Source organism: Mongoliibacter sp., assembly GCF_007692705.1.
In the GTDB taxonomy this organism is placed as follows: domain Bacteria; phylum Bacteroidota; class Bacteroidia; order Cytophagales; family Cyclobacteriaceae; genus Mongoliibacter.
Window position 1 is genome coordinate 1 of the sequence record NZ_REBN01000250.1, and the last position, 7,010, is coordinate 7,010.

The following is a 7,010-nucleotide window of genomic DNA, read 5'->3' on the forward strand; positions in this document are numbered from 1 at the left end:
GGTTGAATTAAGACCTCTACAGGAAGTCCCAAAAGGCCTGTGAGATTCCTTACCACATCAAGCCAAATCAGCATCCCGTCAAACCAATATTCCAATATCTATCAACATCTCAGTATCCAACAATATCCATTAATACCAATCAAAAACTCAATATCCACCAATATCCTAATATCAACTGAATATCCAGAATCACCACCTTTCACTTTCATTCTTACTTTAAATCCAATGGATAACATTTTTATATAAATGGCTCTTAAGAGTATGAAATTTCTTGTATCTTTTTTGCCATAAAACCGAATATGTTATGCGAAATTCTACAATAAGCCTTCTCTTTACAACACTTCTCCTGCTTTTATCGGTCGGGCAACCTGCTGTTGCACAATCCAGCCAAAAGAATATGGCTGCCCAGCTAGCCAATGGACTCAAGCTGAGAGGTATTGGTCCTGCGGTAATGGGTGGGAGAATTGCCGATATTGCCGTTCACCCCACGATAAGCAGTACCTGGTATGTGGCAGTGGGTTCTGGGGGTTTATGGAAAACCACCAATAGCGGAACGACCTGGACGCCTGTTTTTGATGAGCAGCCCTCTTATTCCATAGGTACAGTGGCCTTGGATCCCAATAACCCGGAGGTGGTTTGGGTAGGAACTGGAGAAAACGTGAGTGGCAGGCATGTGGGCTGGGGAGATGGAGTATACAAAAGCATGGACGGTGGTGCCACTTGGCAACAGATGGGATTGAAGAAATCAGAGCATATAGGCCGAATATTGATTGATCCCAGAAATTCAGATGTAGTGTATGTCGCAGCAGAAGGTCCTCTTTGGTCTTCTGGCGGAGAGCGAGGCTTGTATAAAACCAAAGATGGAGGCAAGACCTGGCAGTTGGTACTTGAAATTGATGAAAATACCGGAGTGACAGATGCAGAATTTGACCCGTCCAATCCGGATGTAATCTATGCAGCAGCTTATGAAAGGAGGAGGAAAACCTGGGCATTTTTGGCCGGGGGACCTAACTCGGGTATTTATAAATCCGCTGATGGTGGGGAAAACTGGAGGAAGATAAGCACAGGCCTACCTCAAGCAGACATGGGAAAAATAGGCTTGGCAGTGACTCCGGCTGATCCGAATTTAGTATATGCTACCATAGAGTCAGATGAAGCCAATAAGGGTTTTTACAGGTCTACGGATAAGGGGGAAAGTTGGGAAAAACGCAATAGCTATATATCAGGAGGAACAGGACCACATTATTACCAAGAGATTGAAGCTTCGCCTACCAATCCTGACCTGGTCTATCAGATGGATGTATTTCTGCACCGGACCAGGGACGGAGGCAAGACTATTAGTTACGGTGAAACAGGCAGGGGAAAACACAGTGACAACCATGCTTTATGGATTGATCCTTCCAATGACCTTCATTTGATTGTTGGGACGGATGGAGGTTTGTATGAGTCCTTTGACGAGGGTGAAACCTGGAGACTCTTTCCAAATCTGCCGATTTCACAATTTTACAAAGTGGGACTTGATAATGCTGAACCTTTTTACAATGTAGTAATGGGTGCTCAGGATCTTGGGACTTTACTAGGTCCATCCAGGACCACCAATATAGAAGGTGTACGCAACCAGGATTGGTATGTGCCTTTAGGTGCTGATGGGCACGATGCCGTATTTGATCCAGAAGATCCCAATACCGTTTACATGGAAATTCAACAAGGAATGCTGCACCGCCATAATAGAACTACCGGGGAGGTATTGGGTATTCAACCCCAGCCTGAGGCCAATGATCCACCGGAAAGGTGGAATTGGGATAGCCCCATACAATTGAGCCCTCATGACCATAAGACTTTGTACTTTGGTTCTTACAGGGTTTGGAAGAGTACAGACCGTGGAGATTCCTGGACAGCCATCAGTGGTGACCTGACTACGGGGAAAAGCAGGTACGAACTCCCCATGAAAGACCGTGTGCCGGGAATTGATGCTTTGTATGATAATGGAGCCATGTCAAAATTTGCCACCCTGACCAGTATCAGTGAATCACCTTTACAGGCAGGCTTGCTTTACACCGGTTCTGATGATGGACTTCTCCATGTCAGCGAAGATGATGGCCAAAACTGGAGAAAGAGTGGTAAGCTTCCCAACGTGCCAGAGTTGACTTTTATCAACCATGTTCATGCTTCTCCCCATGATGTCAATACCGTCTTTGCTGTGGCTGACGGCCATCAATTGGGGGATTATAATTCCTATGTTTTTATGAGTTCCGATAAAGGAAGATCATGGAAGTCAATTGCGGGGGATTTACCAGCCAATACCATCATTTGGGTACTCAAGCAGGATCATGTTGATGAGAATTTACTTTTTATAGGGACAGAATATGGGATTTATTTCTCCGTCAACAAAGGAAATAACTGGACAAAACTGCATGCCGGTGTACCTACGATTTCTTTCCGTGACCTGGAACTTCATCCTAGGGACAATGATTTGGTAGGTGCCAGCTTTGGGCGTGGGATTTATGTGCTGGATGATTACTCGCCCTTGAGGGAAATTTCCTCCTTGACATCAGGCAATGCAAACACAATTTTGCCTGTGAGGGATGCCTGGTGGTATGTTCCGAGTGTTCCTATGCAGGCAAAGGGGATGCCTTCCCAAGGATCGGATAGTTTTGTAAGCGATAATCCTCCTTTCGGTGCTGTATTTACATATTACCTGAAGGACCTTCCTCAAACAGGTAAGGCGCAGCGTAAGGCAAAAGAAAAGACCCTCCATGAGCAAAAAAGTGATATTCCATTTCCAGGTTGGGATCAGATGAGAGAGGAGGCACTGGAAGAAGAACCGAGTGTGATGCTTCTTGTTCGGGATGAAAATGGAGATGCGATCCGTTGGATAGAAGGTGTCTCCAAGACAGGAGTGCATAGGGTGAATTGGGATTTGAGATTACCGCCACCAAATCCAATTAATTTATCTATTCCTGATTTCCAACCCCCATGGGCAAGTGATCCAGAAGGACCTTTGGTAGCCCCTGGGAAGTACAGTGTGGAGCTTTTTGTTAAAGACAATGGCAAATTGAAACCTCAGGGATCCAGGCAGGAATTCGATGTGAAACCCGTATTTCCAATTAGTGATAATGTGAAAGAGATCGCGGCCTTCAAAAAGAAAACTAGTGACCTTTCCAGAAGGACATCAAGTGCAGCACGTCAATTGGGTGAGGCAGGTGAAAAGCTCAGGTATATCAAAGCTGCTTTGACCAAGACGCCGGAAGCTTCCGAGGAATTGATTGCTCAAATGACGGAGCTGAATAGCTCTTTGTTTAACTTGAGACAAGTATTGGTGGGAGATGAGTTGCGTCAAAGGAAAGATGAGTCTACTTCACCTTCAATATTGAATAGGATAGGAGGGGTGATTTATGGGCATTGGAGTACCACTGATCTGCCAACAGCAACCCAAAAGAGGAATATTGAGATTGCAGAAACTGAGTTTGATCAATACCTGAAGGATGCTAAGGATTTCTTCGGTCAATTGGTGGATTTTGAGTTGAAGCTGGAAGAAGCAGGGGCGCCTTATACTCCTAATAGGAAAATGTAAGGGGATTAAGGTGTGCTCTATTTCCATCCCAATATTTTGGGATTTGGTATATCGATTCGGTTTACCGGAGGTAGAAATAAGACGCAAGACGTAAGACAAAAGACACAAGATATAAGAAACAAGAAACAAGACAGAAGAAACTAGAAGCGAGAGACGAGAAGCGAGAGGCTAGATACGAGAAGCGAGAAACAAGACGTAAGACACAAGACGTAAGACACATGATATAAGACACAAGATATAAGACATAAGACACAAGATGTAAGAAGGTGGAATAGGGGGGAGGCTGACATGTCCTGAAATAGCTTGACAGATTAAGTCAAACTAAAACGGAAAAAACATGACAAAATCAGTTCGTGAATTTAAGCGGTACAGTATTAGCTTTAAGAAGCATGTAGTAGGGGAATTGGAAAATGGAAGTTCTTATTCCTATCTTCAAAAGAAGTATGATATCAGAGGAGCAGAGACTATTCAGAAGTGGGTCCGCTCTTTTGGCAGGAATCATTTGTTGAACAAAACAGTAAGGATAGAAACTGTGGACGAGAAAAGAAGACTTAAGGAACTTGAAGAGGAAAACAAGAAGCTGAAAGGTGCCTTGGCGGATTCTGTAGTAGCCAACCATATGCTGGAGACGCTGATAAAAGTTGCCAATGAAGAGTATAAGACCGATTTAAAAAAAAACTTTGGCAGCGTGTCGTCTTCCGGAAAGGGGAGCAAGTAAAACTTAAGCCCTGTTGTGATTACTTTGGATACACTAGGTCAGCCTATTATGACTGGCTGAAGAGGAGAAACCGGGAAGATGTTGAGTGCTGTTTGGTGCTGGATATGGTTCGGGAGCACCGCAGGGTTCATCCGATGATGGGATCCAAGAAGCTATACGTTCTGCTCAAACCGGATCTTGAGAGATTGGGGGTAAAGATTGGCAGAGACAAGCTCTTTGATTTATTGCGTTCTGAGGGACTGTTGGTTAAGAGGAAAAAGAAATATGTGGTTACTACCCAGTCTTTTGCCAGATACAGTAAATATGAAGATCTGTTCAACGGTAAGGCCTGGACAACAGTAGACCGGGCTTGGGTTTCGGACATCACATATATCCGGGTAGGAGATACGTTCAGGTATCTTTTCCTGATAACAGATGCTTACAGCAGAAAGATTGTGGGATGGTATCTGGGACATACGCTGGAGACAACATGGGCTGTTGAAGCTTTAAAAATGGCTTTAAGGCAATGTGGACACCCTAAAGGGTTGATACATCATTCAGACAGAGGATTCCAGTACTGCAGTATAGCTTACACGGCTATTCTCAAAAAGGTAAAAATAAAATCAAGTATGGGAGAAGCCGGTAACTGTTACGATAACGCTATGGCTGAAAGGGTTAACGGCATACTGAAAACTGAATATCTGCTGGATTCAACGTTCAAAAACCTAAATGACGCATATACAGCAGTCAGGCATGCAGTTTGGGCATACAATGAAAAAAGGCCTCACATGTCATTGGGAATGAAAAAACCGGAAGAAGTACATAAGCGATTGTCGAAGTTTTCAACTCACAAACGCAAAAGTAGCCCAAGACAGAAACCTGTCAAGGCTATATGAACGTCGCTTCGCTCCGGCCTTGACAGATTTCCTTACTTGTGCAATGGAGCATTTAAGAAGATTGAAAACAAAAGAAAAACTATAAAAAAAAGTGTCAAGAAAAATCAGGACGTGACAGGCCTGATAATCAATTTCTCATATCTAAAATCTTCCCGATAGCTATAAGGGCTAAAATCTTAAATCCTTAAACTAAACGGTACACCATTTGTACTTTTTATTGCTTACTTTCAATAACAAAAAAAAAGCACTATGAAAATTGTAGGAATTATTTTATCGATTTTAGGGGGATTAGGTTTGATTATCTTTGGTCTTCAGGCAATGGAAGACTCAGAGAGCTTTAGCCTCCTAGGTATGGACATCGCTGTAAGTACTGCCAATTGGACTCCGGTAATCGTCAGTGGAGTCATTCTTGTGGTGGGTTTGATCATGTCTGCCAGGAAATAATAATGGGTAATAATTAGCTTTAAATTGCCTCCCACACAAATAAAAACCATTCATGCAGCGCAGGTTATTTCTTAAAAACATCTCTGTCCTTTCGGCAATTACTCCGCTTATGCCTTTTATGACATATGGGAAAATGCATTTTCCCGAAAATCCAAAACTGAAATTTATCATTGCCTCGGATGGTCACTATGGTCAGCCTGATACTGATTTTGAAGGAAGCCACCGGACTTTGATCCAAGCAATCAATCGGGAAAAGGATGTGGATTTTGTCATTTTCAATGGAGACCTGATTCATGATGACCCAAAATGGATGCCTGAGGTCAAGGAAGTTTATGACCAACTTGAGGTTCCTTATTTCCCAGTTCGGGGAAATCATGACCGCGTGACCAAAAACGTGTGGGAGGACATTTGGGGTATCCCCACTGATTATGCTTTTTCCAAGAAAAACCATTTCGGATTTGTCCTCGCGGATAGTTCAAATGAAAAGGGGGACTATTTATGCGTTAACCAACAGTTTTTGAAAAGATCATTGGATGACTTTTCGGACTATGAGCATGTGTTTATCTGTATCCATATTTCTCAGAACGATTGGACCCGTCACGGTGTAGCCTGTCAGGAATTGCTTGATCTCGTGACCATCTACCCCAATGTGAAAGCCATTATACATGGGCATGACCACGATGTCAACGGAGTCATGCTTCATCAAAAGAAGCACTACCTTTGGACTGGCCATTTCGGTGGCAGTTGGGGTTCTCCTGTGCCCGGTTATCGGGTAATAGAAGTCGGGGATGATGGGAAAATAACGACTTATCTCAAATCAATGGAGGATGATAAAATTCTCAGTGGCTACAATCTTTAATTTTTTTGATTTCCTAACAATTCCATAGGTTTTTTTAAGAAAAAACTTTTGAGGATTTTTGGAACTTTACCTACATTGATCCACGAAAGATTAGCGTTTGTACATTTTTTTCATTTTCTGTTATTTAATTTTCTAACTGTTTATACGAAAGTGATCGGTTTCTACAACTTTTATCCCTTAACAATTTTGTTTTTTGCATGTTAGTCTTTTTGTAAAAACTATACCATTATGCCTTTTTATACTTTAATATTAAATGACAGTTCCAAGTCTGTAATCTTAGCTGAAACATTAGATGAACTTGAAGTTGAGATGTCTGAAAATTATTCACCTCAATTTAAGAGCGAGGTTAAGGAAGTCCACTGGGTAGAAAAAACGCTCCATTGTTCTATGGATTATAAAAGCGGAGAAATCAAAAGAAATATTTCGACTGCAGATATCAATCCCAATGGTTACAGGAATTAAATCCCCTATTTTTTGATGAATATTCCCATTTTTTCAGTAATTGTTTATTGTCTATAAATCAAATTAGATAAATTGAGC

5 protein-coding genes and 1 pseudogene are annotated in these 7,010 nt (G+C 42.3%); all 6 read left to right on the forward strand.

The annotated features are described in order from the left end of the window. The first annotated feature begins 304 nt into the window (after positions 1 to 304). The 6 genes and pseudogenes from EA341_RS17220 (at position 305) to EA341_RS17245 (ending at position 6,932) form a co-directional block, all read left to right on the forward strand. Positions 305 to 3,574 (forward strand): glycosyl hydrolase, encoded by a 3,270-nt coding sequence (locus tag EA341_RS17220; RefSeq protein ID WP_293016409.1) that lies wholly within the window; start codon positions 305 to 307, stop codon positions 3,572 to 3,574. A 337-nt stretch (positions 3,575 to 3,911) separates the two neighbouring features. Then, on the forward strand, positions 3,912 to 4,292 hold the full coding sequence (locus tag EA341_RS17225) for a transposase (RefSeq protein WP_293016410.1): 381 nt from the start codon (positions 3,912 to 3,914) through the stop codon (positions 4,290 to 4,292). Between the two features lie 32 nt (positions 4,293 to 4,324). Beyond that, a pseudogene (locus tag EA341_RS17230) lies at positions 4,325 to 5,167 on the forward strand (IS3 family transposase); the annotation flags it as partial. Positions 5,168 to 5,416: 249 nt separating this feature from the next. Next, positions 5,417 to 5,611, forward strand: coding sequence for a hypothetical protein (locus EA341_RS17235; protein WP_293016411.1), 195 nt, complete (start codon positions 5,417 to 5,419; stop codon positions 5,609 to 5,611). A gap of 52 nt (positions 5,612 to 5,663) precedes the next feature. Continuing rightward, complete coding sequence (locus EA341_RS17240; protein WP_293016412.1) at positions 5,664 to 6,470, forward strand: metallophosphoesterase; 807 nt, start codon at positions 5,664 to 5,666, stop codon at positions 6,468 to 6,470. A gap of 228 nt (positions 6,471 to 6,698) precedes the next feature. Beyond that, positions 6,699 to 6,932: a hypothetical protein gene (locus EA341_RS17245; protein ID WP_293016413.1), complete on the forward strand. Its 234-nt coding sequence runs from the start codon at positions 6,699 to 6,701 to the stop codon at positions 6,930 to 6,932. The last annotated feature ends 78 nt before the right edge of the window (positions 6,933 to 7,010 follow it).

Excerpts from the sequence above, each read along its gene's own strand:
- EA341_RS17225 (WP_293016410.1), top strand. The coding sequence starts at position 3,912 with ATGACAAAATCAGTTCGTGAATTTAAGCGGTACAGTATTAGCTTTAAG.
- EA341_RS17220 (WP_293016409.1), top strand. The coding sequence starts at position 305 with ATGCGAAATTCTACAATAAGCCTTCTCTTTACAACACTTCTCCTGCTT.
- EA341_RS17235 (WP_293016411.1), top strand. The coding sequence starts at position 5,417 with ATGAAAATTGTAGGAATTATTTTATCGATTTTAGGGGGATTAGGTTTG.
- EA341_RS17245 (WP_293016413.1), top strand. The coding sequence starts at position 6,699 with ATGCCTTTTTATACTTTAATATTAAATGACAGTTCCAAGTCTGTAATC.
- EA341_RS17240 (WP_293016412.1), top strand. The coding sequence starts at position 5,664 with ATGCAGCGCAGGTTATTTCTTAAAAACATCTCTGTCCTTTCGGCAATT.